Annotated in this window: 19 protein-coding genes; 17 read left to right on the top strand and 2 right to left on the bottom strand. The window is 46.7% G+C overall.

The annotated features are described in order from the left end of the window. The first annotated feature begins 8 nt into the window (after nt 1-8). The 4 genes from KVT36_RS02580 to KVT36_RS02565 all read left to right on the top strand — a co-directional run bounded on the left by KVT36_RS02580 (nt 9) and on the right by KVT36_RS02565 (nt 4,517). The gene (locus tag KVT36_RS02580; RefSeq protein WP_217601916.1) at nt 9-986 is read left to right on the top strand and encodes a hypothetical protein; all 978 of its coding nucleotides are present in this window, start codon (nt 9-11) and stop codon (nt 984-986) included. 176 nt (nt 987-1,162) lie between these two features. Beyond that, nucleotides 1,163-1,855, top strand: a complete 693-nt coding sequence (purQ, locus tag KVT36_RS02575; RefSeq protein ID WP_217601915.1) for a phosphoribosylformylglycinamidine synthase subunit PurQ — start codon at nt 1,163-1,165, stop codon at nt 1,853-1,855. A gap of 46 nt (nt 1,856-1,901) precedes the next feature. Next, nucleotides 1,902-2,357, top strand: coding sequence for a protein-disulfide reductase DsbD domain-containing protein (locus tag KVT36_RS02570; protein WP_089906156.1), 456 nt, complete (start codon nt 1,902-1,904; stop codon nt 2,355-2,357). A gap of 147 nt (nt 2,358-2,504) precedes the next feature. Then, entirely contained in the window at nt 2,505-4,517 is a 2,013-nt protein-coding gene (locus KVT36_RS02565; protein WP_217601914.1) for a protein-disulfide reductase DsbD, read from the top strand. A gap of 127 nt (nt 4,518-4,644) precedes the next feature. On the opposite strand, the gene hisS is transcribed toward KVT36_RS02565, so the two are convergent. Next, nucleotides 4,645-5,994 (bottom strand): histidine--tRNA ligase, encoded by a 1,350-nt coding sequence (gene hisS / locus KVT36_RS02560; RefSeq protein ID WP_217601913.1) that lies wholly within the window; start codon nt 5,992-5,994, stop codon nt 4,645-4,647. 173 nt (nt 5,995-6,167) lie between these two features. Continuing rightward, entirely contained in the window at nt 6,168-6,605 is a 438-nt protein-coding gene (locus tag KVT36_RS02555) for a low molecular weight protein-tyrosine-phosphatase (protein WP_254639801.1), read from the bottom strand. Nucleotides 6,606-7,191: 586 nt separating this feature from the next. On the opposite strand from KVT36_RS02555, the gene KVT36_RS02550 reads away from it, so the two are divergent. The 13 genes from KVT36_RS02550 (at nt 7,192) to nuoI (ending at nt 19,558) form a co-directional block, all read left to right on the top strand. After that, nucleotides 7,192-8,103 carry a substrate-binding domain-containing protein gene (locus KVT36_RS02550; RefSeq protein WP_217601912.1) on the top strand — a complete coding sequence of 304 codons (912 nt, stop codon included), beginning with the start codon at nt 7,192-7,194 and terminating at the stop codon, nt 8,101-8,103. A 37-nt stretch (nt 8,104-8,140) separates the two neighbouring features. Then, complete coding sequence (locus KVT36_RS02545) at nt 8,141-9,868, top strand: lipopolysaccharide assembly protein LapB (RefSeq protein WP_217601911.1); 1,728 nt, start codon at nt 8,141-8,143, stop codon at nt 9,866-9,868. Nucleotides 9,869-10,024: 156 nt separating this feature from the next. Beyond that, complete coding sequence (locus KVT36_RS02540; protein WP_217601910.1) at nt 10,025-11,770, top strand: tetratricopeptide repeat protein; 1,746 nt, start codon at nt 10,025-10,027, stop codon at nt 11,768-11,770. Nucleotides 11,771-12,014: 244 nt separating this feature from the next. Further along, nucleotides 12,015-12,407, top strand: coding sequence for an NADH-quinone oxidoreductase subunit A (locus tag KVT36_RS02535; RefSeq protein WP_089906148.1), 393 nt, complete (start codon nt 12,015-12,017; stop codon nt 12,405-12,407). A 93-nt stretch (nt 12,408-12,500) separates the two neighbouring features. Beyond that, a complete protein-coding gene (locus KVT36_RS02530) occupies nt 12,501-13,028 on the top strand; it encodes an NADH-quinone oxidoreductase subunit B (protein ID WP_254639822.1) in 528 nt (175 codons plus the stop codon). 33 nt (nt 13,029-13,061) lie between these two features. Further along, the gene (locus tag KVT36_RS02525) at nt 13,062-13,565 is read left to right on the top strand and encodes an NADH-quinone oxidoreductase subunit C (RefSeq protein ID WP_217601908.1); all 504 of its coding nucleotides are present in this window, start codon (nt 13,062-13,064) and stop codon (nt 13,563-13,565) included. A gap of 108 nt (nt 13,566-13,673) precedes the next feature. Next, nucleotides 13,674-14,891, top strand: coding sequence for an NADH-quinone oxidoreductase subunit D (locus tag KVT36_RS02520; protein ID WP_217601907.1), 1,218 nt, complete (start codon nt 13,674-13,676; stop codon nt 14,889-14,891). A gap of 27 nt (nt 14,892-14,918) precedes the next feature. Beyond that, complete coding sequence (gene nuoE / locus KVT36_RS02515) at nt 14,919-15,410, top strand: NAD(P)H-dependent oxidoreductase subunit E (protein ID WP_089906144.1); 492 nt, start codon at nt 14,919-14,921, stop codon at nt 15,408-15,410. 31 nt (nt 15,411-15,441) lie between these two features. Beyond that, on the top strand, nt 15,442-15,633 hold the full coding sequence (locus KVT36_RS32615) for a hypothetical protein (RefSeq protein WP_254639800.1): 192 nt from the start codon (nt 15,442-15,444) through the stop codon (nt 15,631-15,633). A gap of 9 nt (nt 15,634-15,642) precedes the next feature. After that, a complete protein-coding gene (gene nuoF / locus KVT36_RS02510; RefSeq protein ID WP_256449936.1) occupies nt 15,643-16,803 on the top strand; it encodes an NADH-quinone oxidoreductase subunit NuoF in 1,161 nt (386 codons plus the stop codon). Nucleotides 16,804-16,827: 24 nt separating this feature from the next. Further along, a complete protein-coding gene (locus tag KVT36_RS02505; RefSeq protein ID WP_217601906.1) occupies nt 16,828-17,919 on the top strand; it encodes a 2Fe-2S iron-sulfur cluster-binding protein in 1,092 nt (363 codons plus the stop codon). 86 nt (nt 17,920-18,005) lie between these two features. After that, nucleotides 18,006-19,040 (top strand): NADH-quinone oxidoreductase subunit NuoH, encoded by a 1,035-nt coding sequence (gene nuoH, locus KVT36_RS02500; protein ID WP_202909099.1) that lies wholly within the window; start codon nt 18,006-18,008, stop codon nt 19,038-19,040. Between the two features lie 17 nt (nt 19,041-19,057). Beyond that, nucleotides 19,058-19,558, top strand: a complete 501-nt coding sequence (gene nuoI, locus KVT36_RS02495; RefSeq protein WP_217601905.1) for an NADH-quinone oxidoreductase subunit NuoI — start codon at nt 19,058-19,060, stop codon at nt 19,556-19,558. The last annotated feature ends 5 nt before the right edge of the window (nt 19,559-19,563 follow it).

Below are 19,563 nucleotides of genomic sequence, written 5' to 3'. Positions count from 1 at the left end.
TTTGCACCGTGGTAAGATTTTTCCGCTCCGGCAATCCACTAACGGTATTGCTGCTGTTAATATATACGTTACTGGTTAAGTTTTTCTACCTGTTACATCCGTCAACCTTTATTGCAGACGGATCAGAGGGGCTTTTGTACGACCTGCTGGTAAAATGGCTGCAGGTGCTGGTAGGCAAAAGTCCGCTGTTCTTTACCTCCATAGCCATCCTGCTGCTGTTCCTGCAAACGCTGCTGCTCACCAGGATCATTAACCACCACCGCCTGTTTCCCAAATCCACCTATCTGCCGGCAATGAGCTACCTGCTCTTTACCTCTTTATGGCAGGGCTGGAATGTATTTTCACCGGCCTTGCTGATAAACTGTATTATGCTGTGGGTATTTTCCAGTACAACGGAGCTGTATACACGCACTTCCGCAAGGGATATAGTATTTAATATAGGTTTTGCGCTGGGTATTGCCGGGTTATTCTACTTCCCGGCCATTGTATTTTGCGTGCTGCTGCTTATCAGCCTGCTCATTATGCGGCCCTTCCGGCTGGCAGAGTGGATCATTGCCCTGCTGGGGCTCATATGCCCGCTGTACCTGCTGGGCACCTACCTGTTCATCACCAACCAGGGGGCTTTGTTGAAAAGAATCCCCCATATAGGTTTCAGCCTGCCAATTATCAGTGATTATAAAGCATGGGGCGCTGTAATAGCCAGCCTGTTCTTCTTTATCCTGGGGTGGATGCTGTTACAGCGCCCGTTAAAGAAAATGCTGATCCAAACACGTAAAACCTGGGCGGTGCAGATCGTTTTTGTGATGGTGGCTATCCTGGTGCCTTTGTTTAATGTGCATTTTTCACCGGACTATTGGGTGCTGGCTATATTACCTATTTCTATGTTCGTGGCCAATGTATACTGGACCATTACCAATGAAACGGTAGCCAATATCATCCACTTTATTACGCTGGGTTACGTGGTTGTAATGCAGTATTTTAGTTAAAAAATGAATGCCGGCCTACCGGCGGAGTATAAGAATAATATATATAGGACTATTTGTCAGTACATTAGCATATCTACCAGTTAGCACTTGCTTAGATTAGTATAGACGGCTATGGAAATATGCGGACGGCTCCCTAATTTTGCAATTTACCTGTATTATTGATTAAAGATTTTCACATGAAATTTGGTGTTGTCACCTTCCCTGGCTCTAATTGTGACCATGATATGATAGATGCCCTGCGTTATGACCTGGGGCAGGAAGTTATAGAATTGTGGCATAAGGATAAAGACATTAGCACTTTTACCACACAGGACTGTATTATACTGCCGGGCGGCTTTTCCTATGGCGATTACCTGCGTTGCGGGGCCATAGCCAGGTTCAGCCCTATGATGCAGAGCGTAATTGACTTTGCCAGCAAAGGCGGCCGTGTAATAGGCGTATGTAACGGTTTCCAGATCCTGTGTGAAGCCGGTTTGCTGCCGGGCGTGCTGCTGCGTAACCAGAACCAGCAGTTCGTATGTAAGAATATCTTCCTGAAAAGCGAAAATACCGCCACTTCCCTTACTAAAGATGTAACCGGTCGTCCGCTGATGATACCGGTGGCCCATGGCGAGGGCCGCTATTATGCAGATAATGCCACACTGGACAGCCTGTTCAAGCACAACCAGGTGCTGTTCCGCTACTGCGATGAGTTTGGCAATATTGTGGACACTGCCAACCCAAATGGCGCAATCCGCAACATAGCCGGTATCTGTAATAAGGAAAGAAATGTTTTTGGCATGATGCCACACCCGGAGCGCGCTACCAGCGCCGCTTTGAATAATAGGGACGGTCAGCTGATATTCCAGAGCCTGATCGCAAATAATTAAGACACCAAAACCAGAACCAACCAACCATTTAAAAAGAAAATTGATTATGAAGAAACTGTTCACTGCACTGCTTTTGTTTGCCTTGCCCGTATTGGCAAGTGCGCAGATCGAAAATCCGGTAAAATGGAGCTTTGCATCTAAAAAGATCAATGACAAGACCTATGAGCTGCATATGACAGCCACCATAGATCCGGGATGGCACCTGTATGCACAAGAAGCCGGTGAAGGACCGGTGCCTACCTCCTTTAAGTTCAGCAAAAATCCGCTGGTAGCTGCTACCGGCCGCATAAAGGAAGATGGTAAGCTGCACAAAGCGTTTGATAAGAACTTTGATTCTGAATTAAAATATTACGAGAACCAGGTAAACTTTGTACAAACCGTTACCATTAAAGGGAAAGCGGCTACCAAAGTAAAAGGCTCTGTTGAGTTCATGGTATGTGATGATCACCAATGCCTGCCGCCCAAAGAGATTGAGTTTGCAATAGGCGTAGGAGGGAAGTGAGGCAGTATTTGACCCATCATTTGTAACTGGCAGTTTGCAGCCAGCAATCAGCCGTGAATGAAATAAGATGCAACACTTTTCCATTCACTGCCCATTGCAGCCCTGCGGACTGCCATTTTTTTATTTAAAGTTCCGTGATAAACCACCATGAAGCACTTGTTCGTATTTCTACTATACATGCTGGGCGCCACTGCAGTAGCCCATGCACAGGACTCCACGGCTCCCGTGGTAAAATGGCAATATTCCGCTGAGAAAAAAAATGACGGCGAATATGTGCTGCACCTGAAAGGTACTATTGAAAAAGGCTGGCAGCTGTTTTCCACCACCATGAGCGATGATGAGCCCAACACCCGCGTGGTGCTGGATACCACCGCTGCAGCTACCGCCACCTTAACAAATGTAACAGAAGCCGGCAAATTGAATAACCGTAAAGAGCCGCTGCTGGATAATGCCAACATCAAATTTTTTGAGAACGAAGTAGAGCTGCTGGCCACTGTAAAGCTGAAACCCGGCGCCAATAAAGTAGCCGGTAGCGTGAACTTCATGGCCATTAAGGGCGAAGAAGTAGTGGGCCCGGAAGAAACAGCCTTTAAATTCAGCCTGGATGCAGCCGGTAACTTAACCAGCGTAGCAGCCGGCTTACAGGAATCCAGCGATGCTGCACAAACACTGAAACGCAATAACATTATACTGGATAGCCCTGCCAATACCTGTGGTGGTATTGGGCATGAGGGAAAGAAAAGCCTGTGGGGTATTTTCATACTCGGTATGCTGGGTGGTTTCATTGCCTTGCTAACACCCTGTGTGTTTCCCATGATCCCGCTCACTGTTTCTTTCTTCACCAAAAAAACAAAGGAAAAAAGTAAAGGGGTAATGAATGCCACCTTATACGGCTTTTTCATTTTCCTGATCTATGTATTATTAAGCTTACCCTTTCACTTTTTAACTTCCCTGAACCCGGAAATACTCAATAATATTTCTACCAACATCTGGCTAAACCTGGCCTTCTTTGTGATCTTTATTGTATTTGCCATTTCATTCTTTGGCTACTTTGAGATCACGCTGCCCAGTGGCTTAGCCAGTAAAGTGGATGCGAAGACCAGCGTAGGCGGGGTTGTTGGTATTTTCTTTATGGCGCTTACCCTGGCGCTGGTATCTTTTTCCTGCACCGGTCCTATATTAGGTTCCCTGCTGGCAGGCTCCCTTTCAACAGATGGCGGCGCTATGCAGCTAACTATGGGTATGGCCGGTTTTGGTTTTGCGCTGGCATTACCTTTTGCCGTTTTTGCCATGTTCCCCGGCTGGTTAAATTCAATACCCAAATCCGGTGGCTGGTTAACAACCGTGAAAGTGGTGCTGGGCTTCCTGGAAGTAGCCATGGCTATTAAGTTCCTATCCAATGCAGACCTGGTAAAACACTGGGGCCTGTTAAAGCGGGAAGTGTTCTTCGGCATCTGGATTATTATTGGTGTTTGTATTGTCTTATACCTGCTGGGTAAGATCCGTTTTCCGCATGATGCGCCGCTGAAGAAACTGAGCCCAACCCGTTTGGTGTTTACGCTAATTTTCGCGGCATTTACACTGTACCTGTTACCGGGGGTTACCAACACCCCTTATGCAAACCGTGCTTTGATCAGCGGTTTCCCGCCGCCCTTAACATACAGTATATATGGAGAAGATGCTGCCAAAGGAAAAGGCGTGGAAGCCAATGTGGTCAATGATTATGAGAAAGCCTTACAGCTGGCCAAAGAGCAGCACAAACCCATACTGCTTGACTTCACAGGCTGGGCTTGTGTGAACTGCCGTAAGATGGAAGAAAATGTATGGCCGAAGGATGAAGTAAAAACAATTATCAAAGACGATTACATACTGGTATCCCTATACGTAGATGACCGTAAGCTGCTGCCGGAAGATGCGCAATTCCTGTTCACTACCGGCACAGGCCATAAGAAAGAAATAAAAACAATAGGGGATAAGTTTGCCACTATGCAAACAGAAAATTTCAGCAATAACTCGCAACCGTTCTATGTGTTAATCAGCCCTGATGAAAAATTGCTTACACGCCCGGTGGGTTATACGCCGGATGTAAAAGCATATGCCAGCTGGCTGAAATGCGGGCTGGAGGCGTTTAAGAGCAGTAATGTTGCGGTGAATAAATAATAATTAAGAATGAATAATTAATAATAAAGAGGGCGATACTTCAATTGAAATATCGCCCTCTTTTTATGCTGGTTGCAGAAATGTATTTCACCGGCATCCCGGCCTATGATTTCATTCTTATTATTAATTAAAACGCAAACCCTAACAGCTCACCGGCTGCAATCTTCTGCTGCTCCCCGGTTTGCAGGTTTTTAATGCTCAGCATATTTTCCTGCAGCTCACTTTCCCCAATGATCACTACATAAGGGATACCGCGTTTATCGGCATACTTCATTTGTTTATCCATCTTGGCCTGCTCATGAAATACTTCTGCCGCAATACCTTTATCGCGCAGCTGCATTACATGGTTAAACGCCACCGGTAAAGCCTGTTCTCCTAAATTCAGGAATAATACTTTAGTGCTTTGCTGTGCGGTGGAAGGGAACAGCTGCAGCTCTTCCAGCACATCGTAAATACGGTCTACCCCAAAGGAAATGCCTACGCCCGACAAACCCGGCAGACCAAACAATCCTGTAAGGTCGTCATAACGGCCGCCGCCGCCAATGCTGCCCATTTTCACCACTGCCGGCGCTTTGGCTTCTACGATCATGCCGGTATAATAATTCAGACCGCGCGCAAGCGTTACATCTACGATCGGGGCCTCTTGAAAACGCCCTAAGCCACTGTTCAGCACAAACGATAATTCTTCAATGCCTTTTTGCGCAATAGCTGAACCCTGCAACAAGGTTTGCAATTGCTGTAATTTTTCAGTGTTATTGCCTTCTATGCGCAGGAAGTTGTTGATTATGTCCACATCTTGTTGGCTCAGTCCGCGATTTAATAATTCCTCATTCACACCAGCCTCCCCGATCTTATCTAATTTATCAATGGCAATGGTAATATCCATCAGCAGTTCGGGTTTCCCGATCTTTTCCGCCAGACCGCTTAAGATCTTGCGGTTATTTACCCGCACTTCGTAGCCCTGCATCCCCAGTTTAGTAAATACCCGGTCGTAGATCATCAGTAATTCCACTTCATTCAGCAGGGAGTTACTGCCCACCACATCGGCATCGCACTGGTAAAACTCGCGGTAGCGGCCTTTATGCGGCCTGTCCGCCCGCCACACAGGTTGCATCTGGTAGCGTTTAAAAGGCAGGGCCAGCTCATGCTGGTTCATCACTACATATCGTGCAAAGGGAATAGTAAGATCATAACGCAGCGCTTTTTCACAGATCAGGGTAGCCAGTTCCCGGCTATCCTTGGCTTGTTGTGCACGGCCTAAGATCTCGCCATTGTCCAGTATCTTAAAGATCAGTTTATCACCTTCTTCTCCGTATTTACCCGTCAGTGTGCTCAGGTTTTCCATCGCCGGTGTTTCCAGCGGCTGAAAGCCGAACAGCTCAAACGTTTCGCGGATGGTTTGAAAAATATATTGCCGCTTCTTCACCACTGCCGGCCCAAAATCACGGGTACCCTTGGGGATGCTGGGTTTTATCATTGAATGAATAATTGAGTAATTAGTAATTAAGAATTAAAAATTAATAATCGATAAAAATAATGTCAAATGAAAAATCAAATACTTCAATAAGAACGAAGGAATAAAGAACCAGGAACAATTAATATGAAATTCTACCAGTATTTCAGCTATCAGCCTCCACGATTATTAATTATTCATTTTTCATTATTAATTATCCGCTCACATGCTTTATAGATCATCTGGTATACCGGCTCAAAAAGCTTATCGTCATACCAGGGATCAGGCACTTCCTGCTGGTTGGCCAGCAGCAGCTGCACCTTTGCCCGGTCGGCCTCACTGCGGGCTTTCCGCAGTACATCGCGGTAATTGTCCAGGTCCATTACATAAATGCGGTCAAACTGCTGAAAGTCTGCCACACCAAACTGTCTTCCCCGGAGCCCGGAAATATCCACCCCGTACTGCCGGGCCACTTTTACAGAGCGGTGATCCGGCGGGTCGCCAATATGCCAGCTGCCCGTGCCTGCTGAATCAATATCCCAGTTAAGTCCCTTTTTTTGCGCCAGGTGCCGTAAAACGCCTTCTGCCAGCGGAGAGCGGCAAATATTGCCCAGGCATACCATTAATACTTTCATATGAGCGCCCGGTTTGGCCGGGACCGCAAACCTACAAGATTTTACGGGAAGTCCCTATATGGAAAATAGGTGCGGTCCGCATCTATTTATCAAAGGCCGGCGTTTACAGCCGCTGCATTAACGGTCGCTTAACACCTTCATACCCAATTGTTAAATATATTAACAATAAATAAGGAACAAAAAAAGTTAATGCCCGCAAAGTCAGCAGCAACGGCCATTTGAACACATATTGGCCCGTAGTTTTAACATTTTCCTGGCTTTGAATATGTGAGATTAAAAAAATAATTTTTGTATAATTGTAACTTACTATCATGCTAATGCAACAGGAAAGATCAAGTAACAGGCGGATACAGATAGCGTACCGCCCACTGGGGGAATTGTTAAGAGGTATATTTTTTCTGCTCTTTGGACTCTTTGCCTTCTTTGCTGAAAAATTGGGTTTAGGCAACTTTAGATTGGACCCATGGGTGATGAATATTTTTGGTGCAATACTGGTGGCGTATGGATTATTTCGTGTGTACAGAGGTATTAAACAATTATTTTTTGACAAACGAACAGAAGAAAACTAACCGGCTATATTATGTTTTTGAAAGGAATAAAGCATAAGGCGGCCTGGCTGGCGTTGTTGGCTGGTGGCCTGTTTGCATGCAACAATGGCGGTAATGGAAAACAACCTTTGGATACGCCCACAACAGGCAGTATCCATATTAGTGTAGATGAAACGTATGAACCGCTGATAGAAGCAGAGCTGAAAGTATTTCACTCCCTGTATCCCAAAACAAAGATTGTGGCGGAATACAAACCGGAAGCGGAATGTTTTAAAGATCTTTTAAATGATAGTGCGCGCATGGTCATTGTCACGCGCGAATTAACGGATCAAGAAAAAGCCTACTTTAAAGAGTTAAAGATTACTCCGCAAAGCATGCTGCTGGCCTGGGACGCGCTGGCGCTGGTTACTAACCATGAGAATCCTGACTCCATTCTAACTATGGACCAGGTACGCCACATTATGGATGGTACCGACACAGAACGCAAATGGCAAATTGTTTTTGATAACGAAAATTCCAGCACCGTAAGGTATATACGCGATTCCCTGAATAAAGGAAAAGCGCTGCCGCCTAATACCATGGCAGCTAAAACCAATCCGGAAGTAGTGGACTACGTTACGAAGAACAAAGCCGCCATCGGCGTGATCGGTGTGAACTGGATCTCTGATCCGAATGATTCCACTTCGATCGAGTTTACCAGCAAGGCCACGGTAGTAAAGGTGCGGGCCGACTATGGCTCCGAATTTGTAAAGCCTTATCAGGCATACATTGCTACCGGCTCTTACCCGCTGAAACGTGGTTGCTTCTTTGTGCTCAGAGAGCCCTACAGGGGCTTAGGCACGGGATTTGCAACCTTCCTCGGCAGTTATGAAGGCCAGCTGATAATTAAGAAATTCAGGTTATTCCCTGCTAAGATTAATGCGGTGTTCAGGGAAGCCAATATTCAATAAAGCAAAAAAACACAACACAACTAAAACCAGATTGCTCATGAACAGACGGAAAAGCTTAATTGTAGCATTGCTGTGCGTCGCGAATGGCGTAATGGCTCAATCTGTAGAAGATGGCTTAAAGGACATGTACTACGGTAAATACAAATCTGCCAAAGAAACATTTGAAAAAGTAGCCGCCGCTAAACCAGACGAAAGAGCATACTACTACATGGGTATTGCAGAACTGAGCCTGGAAAATAAAGATGCTGCCGCTGCGGCCTTCCAGAAAGGCTTACAGGCTGTACCCAACTCACCTTTATTACAGGTAGGTATGGGCCGTATAGACCTGATCAACAATAACGCAGCTGCAGCCAAACAAAAGTTTGAAGCCGCTGCTACTGCTACTCAAGGCCGTAATGGCGATGTAGCCCGCGCTATTGCAGACGCTAACTCCTCCGTAAAAGGCGGCGACCGTGGTTACGCATTAAGCACCATGGAAAAACTGCTGAATAACGAAGGCCGTAAAAGGAAAGAACAATATACTGCTACTGCAGCTGATTATATTGAGCTGGGCGATGCTTACCGCGTGCTGGGTGGTGAAAATGGTGGTAAAGCCATTACCACTTACGAGAAAGCGCTGGAGCTGGAACCTAACAATGCAGAAGCCATCATGAAACAAGGTTTGGTGAACTACAATGCCAAACTGTTACAGGAAGCAGTGAACGACTGGACCAAGGCTACCAATACCGATCCCAAATATGCACCTGCATTCTTTGAGCTGTTTGAGTTCTACATCACACCTAAAAAGAATCAGCTCTCCTGGGATAAAGCAGCAGAATACCTGCAGAAATATATGGAAGTAGGCGACCCTGCTGATAAGCTGAAAAATGAATATTACCTGGCAGCTATCTCTTTCTATAAGAAAGATTATGATGCCGCTATCAATAAAGCAAAAACTGTATTACCACAGGTACCTGCTGAAGAAAAAGGTAAATTCACCCGCCTGCTGGCAGATGCTTACCTGCAGAAAGGTGATTCCATGACAGCAAAACAAACCATTGACGAATACGTAAAAACCGCTGGCGAAAGCAAGCTGGAACCTAACGACTACAAGCTGCTGAGCGAAATTTACGGCCGCGTAAAAATTAAGGACAGCTTGCAGGCTGCAGTGGTTGATTCAATGGCTTCCATATACCTGGAAAAATACGCTACCCTGGATACCACTAAGGACGTAGACCACTACCGCGAAGTAGCAGAGAAATTTAAGAGCCTGCGCGATTATAGCCGTTCTGCTGAATGGTATGGTAAGCTTACCACAGACTTTACTGACGAGCAGAACTCCGGTAAGATCCAGGATTATTTCTGGAAAGGCACCATGGAGATCTACGCTAACAAACCTAAAGATGCGGATTCTACCTTTGGTACTTTCGTAAGCAAATATCCAGCCCAGGAATCACTTGGCTTATACTGGAGAGGCCGTGCCAACATGCTGAACGATAAGGAAGCAAAAGAAGGCGCTGCAGTACCTTACTTCACTAAATTCTTTGAAGTAGGCGGCGAAAGCAAAGTAAAGCCTAACCTGCTGATGTATCCTTACCAATACATGATGATCTATTATTATAATAAAGAAGATAAAGCCAACCTGAAAACCTGGATGGATAAGGTTTTATCCCTGAACCCGAACGATCCTGCTGCCAAGCAGATCCAGGAGAACCTGGCCAGCACTGCAAAAAGCAATGCTAAACCCGGTCCCAAACCTGCTAAAGAAGGTCAGAACAAGAAATAATTTTTCCCGTTAGAATATTTTCCTGAAAAGGGGAGTGCTGCCAAAGCGCTCCCCTTTTTAACTTTTTAATAGTTCCGGTTCCGCCCGATTTTTGTTATATTACAGTAAGAGTAAAGGATAAGGAGACAACTGGTTTATATCACAAAATCAGACCGCATGAGACAGCAACTTTTTATTGCAGCATTACTTTGCATTACTAACAACATAATGGCTCAATCCATAGAAGATGGGCTGAAGGATCTGTATTACGATAAATACGAATCTGCCAAACAAACATTCACTAAGCTGAGTGCCGCCAAACCTGACGACCGCGCCTATTATTATTTAGGTATGGCGGAGCTGGGGTTGGAAAACAAGGATGCTGCCGCTGCGGCCTTTCAGAAGGGATTACAGGCAGTACCTAATTCCCCCCTGTTACAGGCGGGCATGGGCCGCATTGATCTGCTGAATGGAAATGCCGCTGCAGCCAAACAAAAATTTGAAGCAGCCAGTACAGCCACACAGGGAGCTAATGGCGATGTAGCGCGGGCCATTGCAGATGCTAATACGGAAGTTAAAGGGGGCGACCGCGGGTATGCCATGACTATTATGGAAAAGCTCCTGAACAATACCGGGCGTAAAAAGAAGGAGCAGTATACTGCTACCGCATCGGATTATATTGAGCTGGGGGATGCTTACCGTGCCCTGGGTGGGGAAAATGGTGGTAAAGCCATTACCACTTACGAAAAGGCCCTGGAGCTGGAACCTAAAAGGGCAGAGGCCGTAACCAAACAGGGCCTGGTAAATTACAATGCCAAGCTGTTGCAGGAAGCGGTGAACGACTGGACCAAGGCTACCACCATAGACCCTAATTATGGCCCGGCGTATTATGAATTATACCAGTTTTACATTACACCCACTAAAAACCAGCTTTCCCTGGAGAACGCCGCCAAATACCTGCAGAAATACATTGACGTGGTAGGCGCCGGAGCCGGTAAGCTGGAAAACGAGTATAACCTGGCCGCCATCTCCTTTTATAAAAAGGATTACGACGCCGCCATTGCTAAAGCAAAAAGCATGTTGCCACAGGCAACGGATGCCTATAAAGGCAAGTTTACCCGCCTGATGGCCGATGCCTATCTGCAAAAAGGCGATTCTGTAAATGCAAAGAAAACGATGGATGACTACACCAAGGCTACTCCACCGGAAAAGCTGGAAGTGCTGGACTATAAGCTGCTGAGCGCTATCTACAGCCGTATAAAAGCCCCGGACTCCACACAGCAGGCGGCTCTGAATAAACAGTCGCTGGAATACCTGGAAAAATACGCGACCCTGGATACCACTAAGGATGTGGCCCGCTATGAAGATGTAGCCAAGGCCTACATTAACGCAGAAGCCTTTGATAAGGCCGCAGACTGGTATAAGAAAATAATAGACCTGAAAACACAGCAAAAGGAAACGCTGGGTGCGCTGGACTATTATAATGTAGGGCAAAACTACTTCCGGGCAGCGGGTAACACCACTCCGCCGGATACCCTGATGCTGAACCGTGCAGACAGCGCTTTTGGCATACTGGCTGATAAGTTCCCCGACATTACCACCGGTGTTTACTGGCGGGGATCCGTAAATGCGGTAAAGGACCCGGAAGCAAAGAAGGGGCTGGCAGTGCCCTATTATGACAAGTATATTAGCATGGCCGAATCAGATCCTGCCAAGAACAAGGTAGGGCTGGTAAAAGCCTATACCTACATTATGGTGTACTATTATAATAAAGAAGACAAGCCCAACCTTGAAAAATACATGAATAAGCTGCTGGCGCTGGATCCCACCAGCGAGGCCGCCAAGCAGATCAAGGAAAACATTTCCAATACTAATAAAACGGCCCCCAGGGGGCAGTCCGGCAACAGATCCGGGCATAGATAAAAGATAATTCATTCGTAATGAATGGTTAACGATGTGTGCCACACCCAAGCGGTGTGGCATACTTATTAAAACGCGGTTAACACGCATTAAAAATCATTGTATACGGGGCATCACAGCGTACCGCCGGGGTTTTTTAGTTTCCGTTTGGTAAAAAAAGATAATATTTTAGACGTTCACAGATTTGTATTTTGCCGTTTGTTGCAGTACTTTTGCACATTCGCGTGAACGTTTTATTGGGAAGCTTATGTTTTTAGACATTGAACTATTGTCAGCAACTACTCCTTTCAGCTATTTTCCTATTGTTTTGCAGCTTTTGGCTGCCGTAGGCTTCGTAGGTATTACCATGCTGGCAACGCATTTCCTGGGACCTAAAAGGAAAACCAAAGACAAACTGATTAACTTTGAAAGTGGAATAGAACAGATCGGGAATGCCCGGCAACCTGTGGCTATTAAATATTTCCTGACAGCCATCCTGTTTGTACTGTTTGACGTAGAGGTGATCTTCTTCTACCCCTATGCAGTAAATTTTAAGGAGCTGGGCTGGGACGGATTTTTTGCTATGCTGATGTTTGTAGCATTCTTTATGGGCGGCTTTTTTTACATTATTAAGAAGGGCGCCCTGAAGTGGGAGGATTAAGAGAAAAGTAGCAATACAATTATAAACCGTATTTAAATTTTATAGGAGGGATTGTCTATGGCACGTCCGGTTTCGCATAATACAAAAGTGAAGATGGTGGAAATACCCGAAGGGTATTCCAGTGAGGGGTTTTTTGCTACCTCTTTTGATAAGGTGATTGGTTTGGCGCGTAAAAACTCCATCTGGCCCTTACCTTTTGCCACATCCTGTTGTGGTATTGAGTTTATGGCCACGGCCGCCTCGCATTATGACCTGGCCCGGTTTGGCTCTGAGCGTATGGCTTTTACACCCCGGCAGTGTGATCTGCTGATGGTAATGGGTACCATTGCTAAAAAAATGGGGCCGGTGTTGCGCCAGGTATATTTGCAGATGGCAGAGCCCCGTTGGGTAATAGCCGTAGGTGCCTGCGCATGCAGCGGTGGTGTGTTTGATACTTATTCTGTACTGCAGGGTATAGACCAGATAATACCGGTGGATGTATATGTACCGGGTTGCCCGCCCCGGCCGGAGGCTATCCTGGACGGTTTTATGCGCATCCAGGACCTGGTAGGCCAGGAAAGCATGCGCCGCCGTCACTCACAACGTTACCAGGACCTGATGAATGAATATGGCATCCAGTAAATCAAGAATCGTAAATCGTAAATCTGAAATCGGATGTCTTTGACAAACGACTATATAAAACAAAGATTGGTTGAAAAGTTTGGAGAGGCCTTAACCAATTTAGAAGAATCTTTTGGCGTACTGTCCTTTGCAGCACCTGCCGCCCTCAACCTGAAAGTAATGCAGTTCCTGTACGATGATGAGGAGCTGCAATTCCGTTTTTTAACAGACCTTACTGCGGTGCACTATCCCCACCAGGTAGATGCAGAACTGGCCGTAGTATACCACCTTTATAACTTCCGCGAAAAAGTACGGCTGCGTTTTAAGGTATTTGTCCCTGTTGCAGCACCTCAGGTATTTACAGCTACCAAACTATTTGAATCCGCTAACTGGATGGAACGGGAATCTTATGATTTCTTCGGTGTTGACTTTGTAGGTCATCCGAACCTGAAACGTATCCTGAATGTGGATGAAATGACATATTTCCCTATGCGCAAGGAATTCCCGCTGGAAGACCAGAGCCGTATAGATAAGGATGACGATATGTTTGGACGCTAAATAATTAACAGTTAATAATTAAGAATGAATAATCAGCATGCAGCGTACCGATGTCCTAACGAACTGCTTAATTGTTCATTACTAATTATTCATTATTCATTTTGATTTATGTCAGAGCAGCAACATATACATTTGCCGCAAGGCTCCGTGGAAAAGCAAACCACCACGCTGAACCTGGGTCCTACGCACCCGGCCACGCATGGCGTGTTTCAGAATATTCTGGAAATAGATGGTGAGCGGGTAATGAGCGCAGAATCTACCGTAGGGTATATTCACCGCGCATTTGAAAAGATCGCAGAACGCCGTCCCTATTACCAGATCACGCCGTTAACAGACCGCCTGAACTACTGTTCGTCCCCTATCAACAACATGGGCTGGCACCTGACCGTAGAAAAGCTGTTAGGTATTCAAACACCTAAACGGGTGGATTACCTGCGTGTGATCATTATGGAGCTGGCCCGTATTACCGATCACCTGATCTGTAACGGAGTAGTAGGGGTGGATTCCGGCGCTTTTACCGGTTTCCTGTACCTGATGCAGTTCCGTGAGCTGGCCTATGAGATCTATGAAGAGGTGTGCGGCTCCCGCCTTACCACTAACATAGGCCGTATAGGCGGTTTCGAAAGGAACTTTACACCGGTTGCTTTCCAGAAAATAGAAAAATTCCTGGCAGAATATCCTAAAGCGCTCACTGAGTTTGAAACCCTGATGACCCGTAACCGCATTTTTGTGGAAAGAACTTCCGGGGTAGGGGCTATCAGCGCAGAAAGGGCTATGAACTATGGTTTTACCGGGCCTAACTTAAGGGCCGCCGGTGTAGACTATGATGTAAGGGTAGCACACCCCTACAGCTCCTACGAAGATTTTGATTTTACCATACCGGTAGGCAGCACCGGCGACTGTTACGATCGTTACCTGGTACGCAATGCCGAAATGTGGCAAAGCCTCAGCATTATACGCCAGGCAATGGATAAGCTGAAAGGCCTGCCGGAAGATGTATACCATGCTGATGTACCGGCCTATTACCTGCCGGAAAAACAGGATGTATATAATAAAATGGAAGCCCTGATCTATCACTTTAAGATCATTATGGGTGAATCGGATATTTTACCGGGCGAGCTGTATAACGCCGTTGAAGGTGGTAACGGGGAGCTGGGTTTCTATCTGATCAGTGATGGCGGCCGTAGTCCGTACCGTTTGCATTTCCGGCGTCCGTGCTTTATTTATTACCAGGCCTATCCGGAGTTGGTAAAAGGCGCTATGCTGAGTGATGCCATTATTTGCCTGAGCAGCCTGAACCTGATAGCAGGGGAGCTGGATGCTTAGGAGAAAAGAATTTTACATTTTTAGAATATGTTTTCAGAAGAGAAACTAAATAAAGTAAAAGAGATCATTGCACGCTACCCGGAAGGGAAACAGAAAAGCGCGCTGATACCGCTGCTGCACCTGGCGCAGGAAGAGTTTGGCGGCTGGTTAAGCCCGGAGACAATGGATTACGTTGGCTCCCTGCTGCAGATCACGCCTATTGAAGTGTATGAGGTAGCTACCTTTTACAGCATGTTTAACCTGAAACCGGTAGGCAAATACCTTTTTGAAGTATGCCAGACAGGTCCCTGCATGCTCAATGGCTCTGACCAGATCATTGACTACATAAAGCAAAAGCTGAAGATTGGCGTTGGCGAAACCACTCCGGACGGCCTTTTTACCCTTAAAACGGTAGAGTGCCTGGGCGCCTGTGGTTACGCACCCATGATGCAGCTGGGCAAACACTTCCGGGAGCACCTGACCCCCGAAAAGGTAGATGCAATTATTGCAGAATGCAGGTCAAAAGCAAACGCAAACTAAAGAACAAGTAAGGCGGATAATAAACGAGTATATGGGACGCAAATTACTTTTAGATAAAGCACATATAGAGGGCATCCGGTATTACGATACCTACCGGAAAAATGGAGGGTATGAGGCTGCTGGCAAAGTGTTTAAGACCATGAGCCCCGACCTGGTGGTGGAAGAGGTGAAGAAGAGTGGCCTGCGTGGCCGTGGTGGTGCAGGTTTCCCTACCGGTTTGTAGTGGAGCTTCCTGGCCAAACCGGAAGGCGTGCCCCGTTACCTGGTATGTAATGCAGATGAGACTGAACCCGGTACTTTCAAAGACCGTTACCTGATGGAATTTTTGCCCCACCTGTTAATAGAGGGCTTATTGATAGCCAGCTACGCACTGGGCTCTCACAGCACGTATATCTATATCCGTGGGGAGTATGCCTGGATCCCGGACATACTGGAAGAGGCCATTGCAGAAGCTAAACAAAACGGTTGGTTAGGTAAGAACATACAGGGTACCGGTTTTGACCTGGAAATATATGTGCAGCGCGGCGGGGGCGCTTACATCTGCGGTGAGGAAACTGCTTTGATAGAATCACTGGAAGGCAAACGCGGTAATCCCCGTATTAAGCCGCCATTCCCGGCTGTAAAGGGTTTGTGGCAGTGCCCTACCGTGGTAAATAACGTAGAAACTTTAGCGGCAGTTGTGCCTATCATTAATATAGGCGGAGAAGAATATGCTAAAATAGGCATTGGTAAATCAACCGGTACCAAGCTGATTTCTGCCTGCGGCAATATTAAAAAGCCGGGGGTGTACGAAATTGATATGACCATCTCCGTTGAAGAGTTCATTTATTCAGATGAATACTGCGGAGGCATTCCCAAAGGCAGGCGCCTGAAGGCCTGCATCCCGGGCGGTTCTTCCGTACCCATTTTGCCGGCTAACCTGCTGCTGAAAACAGCCAAAGGCGAAGCCCGCATGATGACCTACGAAAGCCTGAACGACGGTGGTTTTGCCACTGGCTCTATGATGGGTTCCGGTGGTTTTGTGGTGCTTGATGAGGACCAGTGTGTGGTACGCAATACCTATACGCTGGCCCGCTTTTACCATCATGAAAGCTGCGGACAGTGCAGCCCCTGCCGTGAAGGTACCGGCTGGATGAAACGCGTGCTTCATAACATTGAGTATGGTAAAGGTAAGATGAGTGATATAGACCTGCTGTGGGATATACAACGTAAAATAGAAGGTAATACCATTTGCCCGCTGGGCGATGCGGCTGCATGGCCGGTAGCGGCTGCCATCCGTCACTTCCGTGATGAATTTGAATGGCACGTGAAAAATCCGAATGCCGCGCAGCAGCGCAATTTTGGTATTGCACATTACGCCGATCCTTTACCTGTTGCAGCAGCAGCAGTGTAATGCCACAGCTTTAAACATATAAACATGGCTGAAGAAAAGAAACTATTCAAGGTTAAGATTGATAATATCTCCGTGGAAGTGGAGCCGGGAACAACCATCCTGAATGCAGCCCGGCAGATAGGAGGAGATATAGTGCCGCCGGCAATGTGTTATTATTCCAAGTTAGAAGGCAGTGGTGGTAAATGCCGTACCTGCCTGGTAAAAGTAACCAAAGGTTCTGAGGCCGATCCCCGCCCTATGCCCAAGCTGGTAGCCAGCTGCCGTACCACTGTAATGGATGGTATGGAAGTAGCAAACATCACCTCTCCCGAAGTACAGGACGCCCGCAAAGGCGTAGTAGAGTTCCTGCTGCTGAACCACCCGCTGGATTGTCCTATCTGCGACCAGGCGGGCGAATGTCATTTGCAGGACCTGGGTTATGAGCATGGTGCAGATGGTACCCGCTATGAGTTTAAACGCAGAACATTTGACCAGATAGATATTGGCGATAACATTAAGCTGCACATGACGCGCTGCATTCTTTGCTACCGTTGTGTATACACCGCCGACCAGCTTACCAACCGCCGCGAGCACGGTATCCTGGGCCGTGGTGAGCATTCAGAAATAAGCACCTATATACATAAAGCACTGGACAATGAATTCATTGGCAACGTGATCGATGTATGTCCTGTAGGCGCCTTAACAGACAGGACTTTCCGCTTCAAGAACCGCGTATGGTTCCTGAAACCGGTAGATGCGCACCGTAACTGCGATAAGTGCTGCGGTAAAACTGTACTGTGGATGCGCGGTGATGAAATATTCCGTGTAACGGCCCGCAAGGATAAATACGGCGAGGTAGAAGATTTTATTTGTGATACCTGCCGCTTTGATACCAAAGAAACCAGCGCCTGGACCATTGAAGGCCCGCGCAAAATTGACCGTCACAGCGTAATCTCACAAGGCCATTATGTGGGTACGGTTAAACCGAAAGATACTATTGTTGAAGTAATGGATGGCCGCCAGCCACGCCTGCTCATGGATATCCATAGCATAAGCCAGGTGAACCGGCCGGAGATAGACCTGTCTAAGATAGACGGGCCTGCGCATTCGGATGACTTTAATAACGCTAAAAGCTAAAAGCAGAAAGCACAAAGCAGCAGAATGCTTAAAGCAAAACACGATCAGCATTAAGCGTTCAGCATTCAGCATAAAATTCGTAATTGATGAACATAGACTGGTTCTTTATAATTGAAAAGATAGCGCTCATCTCAGGAGTGCTGGCACTGTCATTGGGAGTAGCCATGTATTCAACCTGGGGGGAAAGAAAGGTTGCTGCTATTATACAGGACAGGCGCGGTCCTAACCGGGCCGGTTTTATGGGGCTGCTGCAGCCTTTGGCAGATGGGGGTAAGCTCTTTTTCAAGGAAGAGATCATTCCCACCCTCTCTCACCGTTTCCTGTTCATCCTGGGGCCTTCCCTGGCCATGCTGGTAGCCTGTATGACCAGTGCTGTAATACCCTGGGGCGATACGCTTACCATTGGAGGCAGGCAGGTATCCCTGCAGGTAGCAGACATTAACATTGGTATCTTATACATTTTTGGAGTAGTGAGCCTGGGCGTGTATGGCATTATGTTAGGCGGTTGGGCTTCCAACAATAAATATTCGCTGCTGGCTTCTATACGTGCCGCTTCGCAGATCATTTCCTACGAGCTGGCCATGGGCCTTTCCTTAATAGCCCTGCTGATGCTCACCGGTTCCCTGAGCCTGAAGGATATTGTAGAGCAGCAACGCCATAGTTACTGGAATGTAGTATACCAGCCATTAGGTTTTATCATTTTCCTGATCTGCGCTTTTGCAGAGTGTAACCGTACCCCGTTTGACCTGCCGGAAGCGGAGAATGAGCTGAATGGCGGTTACCACCTGGAATACTCCTCTATGAAGCTGGGCTTTTACCTGTTTGCAGAATATATCAACATGTTCATCAGCTCTGCGCTCATGGCCAGTATGTATTTTGGCGGTTACAGCTTTCCTTTTATGGATAGCCTGGGCCTGGATGCTAACCTGATCACCATTCTTGGATTTGTAGCTTTATTTATTAAGATAATATGCTTCCTGTTTCTCTTTATGTGGGTACGGTGGACCATTCCGCGGTTCCGTTATGATCAGCTGATGCGCCTGGGATGGAATATTATGATCCCGATCGCTATTGTAAATATGCTGCTCACCGGCGCGTGGATATTATATAAACAGGGATAAGAAAAACTAATTGAATTATGCAAGCACTAACAGATAGAGTAAAACCGGTAGACCGCAGACCGCTGAATTTTGTGGAGAAGTTATATATACCGGCTATTTTAAAAGGCATGGGTATTACCTTTAAGCACATCTTCCAGAAGAAAGCTACGGTAAACTACCCGGAAGAAACACGCCCCTTTAGCCCGGTGTTCCGTGGTTTGCATATCCTGAACCGGGACGAGGAAGGCCGTGAAAGATGTACTGCCTGCGGCTTGTGCGCAGTAGCCTGCCCCGCAGAAGCCATCACCATGGAAGCTGCAGAAAGAAAACCTGGCGAAGAAAAGCTGTATCGTGAAGAAAAATATGCTGCCAGCTATGAGATTAACATGCTGCGCTGCATTTTCTGCGGTTTCTGTGGGGAAGCCTGCCCAAAGGATGCGATTTATTTAACAGAAACATTTGCGCCGTCTAACTACGATCGTAAAGGTTTTATATACGGAAAAGACGATCTGCTGATCCCTGATCCGAAGAAAAAATAAATTGC

It is taken from the genome of Chitinophaga sp. GbtcB8 (genome assembly GCF_019091455.1).
GTDB lineage: Bacteria > Bacteroidota > Bacteroidia > Chitinophagales > Chitinophagaceae > Chitinophaga.
The sequence above is the reverse complement of the archived record's forward strand: the minus strand, read 5'-3'. Positions and strand labels throughout refer to the sequence as shown.

What these genes read in the sequence shown, in the direction of transcription:
- KVT36_RS32615 (WP_254639800.1), top strand. Translation starts at nt 15,442, where the DNA reads ATGGGACGCAAATTACTTTTAGATAAAGCACATATAGAGGGCATCCGG.
- nuoI (WP_217601905.1), top strand. Translation starts at nt 19,058, where the DNA reads ATGCAAGCACTAACAGATAGAGTAAAACCGGTAGACCGCAGACCGCTG.
- KVT36_RS02540 (WP_217601910.1), top strand. Translation starts at nt 10,025, where the DNA reads ATGAGACAGCAACTTTTTATTGCAGCATTACTTTGCATTACTAACAAC.
- KVT36_RS02570 (WP_089906156.1), top strand. Translation starts at nt 1,902, where the DNA reads ATGAAGAAACTGTTCACTGCACTGCTTTTGTTTGCCTTGCCCGTATTG.
- KVT36_RS02530 (WP_254639822.1), top strand. Translation starts at nt 12,501, where the DNA reads ATGGTGGAAATACCCGAAGGGTATTCCAGTGAGGGGTTTTTTGCTACC.
- KVT36_RS02555 (WP_254639801.1), bottom strand. Translation starts at nt 6,605, where the DNA reads ATGAAAGTATTAATGGTATGCCTGGGCAATATTTGCCGCTCTCCGCTG.
- KVT36_RS02565 (WP_217601914.1), top strand. Translation starts at nt 2,505, where the DNA reads ATGAAGCACTTGTTCGTATTTCTACTATACATGCTGGGCGCCACTGCA.
- KVT36_RS02535 (WP_089906148.1), top strand. Translation starts at nt 12,015, where the DNA reads ATGTTTTTAGACATTGAACTATTGTCAGCAACTACTCCTTTCAGCTAT.
- KVT36_RS02520 (WP_217601907.1), top strand. Translation starts at nt 13,674, where the DNA reads ATGTCAGAGCAGCAACATATACATTTGCCGCAAGGCTCCGTGGAAAAG.
- nuoH (WP_202909099.1), top strand. Translation starts at nt 18,006, where the DNA reads ATGAACATAGACTGGTTCTTTATAATTGAAAAGATAGCGCTCATCTCA.
- hisS (WP_217601913.1), bottom strand. Translation starts at nt 5,994, where the DNA reads ATGATAAAACCCAGCATCCCCAAGGGTACCCGTGATTTTGGGCCGGCA.
- nuoE (WP_089906144.1), top strand. Translation starts at nt 14,919, where the DNA reads ATGTTTTCAGAAGAGAAACTAAATAAAGTAAAAGAGATCATTGCACGC.
- KVT36_RS02525 (WP_217601908.1), top strand. Translation starts at nt 13,062, where the DNA reads ATGTCTTTGACAAACGACTATATAAAACAAAGATTGGTTGAAAAGTTT.
- purQ (WP_217601915.1), top strand. Translation starts at nt 1,163, where the DNA reads ATGAAATTTGGTGTTGTCACCTTCCCTGGCTCTAATTGTGACCATGAT.
- KVT36_RS02505 (WP_217601906.1), top strand. Translation starts at nt 16,828, where the DNA reads ATGGCTGAAGAAAAGAAACTATTCAAGGTTAAGATTGATAATATCTCC.
- KVT36_RS02545 (WP_217601911.1), top strand. Translation starts at nt 8,141, where the DNA reads ATGAACAGACGGAAAAGCTTAATTGTAGCATTGCTGTGCGTCGCGAAT.